This window comes from Streptomyces sp. 13-12-16, from assembly GCF_002114215.1.
Classification (GTDB): domain Bacteria; phylum Actinomycetota; class Actinomycetes; order Streptomycetales; family Streptomycetaceae; genus Streptomyces.
In genome coordinates this window covers 1-676 of sequence record NZ_NCTE01001444.1, presented here as the reverse complement: position 1 = coordinate 676, position 676 = coordinate 1, and the positions used below count along the sequence as shown (strand labels likewise).

General features: G+C 76.3%; 2 pseudogenes. Both read left to right on the top strand.

Annotation, left to right across the window (positions count from 1 at the left end):
• A pseudogene (locus B7767_RS42310) lies at window positions 1-312 on the top strand (hypothetical protein); the annotation flags it as partial.
• A 168-nt stretch (window positions 313-480) separates the two neighbouring features.
• Window positions 481-676, top strand: a pseudogene (locus B7767_RS48950) (hypothetical protein); the annotation flags it as partial.

Below are 676 nucleotides of genomic sequence, written 5' to 3'. Positions count from 1 at the left end.
CTCGCCGCGGCCCGGCACACCCCGGGCGCGCTGCTGCCGCTCGCGGTCCGCGCCGCCCAGGGCCGCACCGGCCTGTACGGCGACCGCGGGCCCGGCGCCCTCCACCTGGACCGGATCGCGGTCCCCACGCGGATCTTCCACGGCCCCGACGACACGGTGGCGCCCTGGCGGTTCTCCCGCCGCCTCGCCGCCGACCACCCCGACACCATCGCCCTGCACACCGTCAGGGGCGCCCCGCACGGGGCGATGTGGAACGCCGACCCGGAGGCCTACGAGGAGGCGCTGCGACGCTCCCTCACACCTCTGATGTGACCGCGCGGAGGAAGCGCCGGACAGCCGGTGCCGAGGATTCCGTTTAGGGTCGTACCAGTGGCCTGAATCCCTCCCCCGACCGCGTCCGGGGTCGGGGCGCCGGCCGTCCCGGCACCGCCGTCGGCATTCCGTTTGGGTTTTCGGACCGTCAACAGGAAGACTGCACTCGTGACGTCCCGTATCCCGCGCGACTCCAGGCTCCGAATCGTCCGCCCGCGACCCCTGGCCGCCGCCCCCACAGCGATGAACCAGCGGCGCTCGCGCCGCCCCGCGCCACGCCCTCCGGAGGGCACGCCGGCCCCGGCGGAGCTGGCCAGAATGGCGCGCTCCGGTCTGGCCGCCGCGGCCCGCGTCGCCCGCTGGG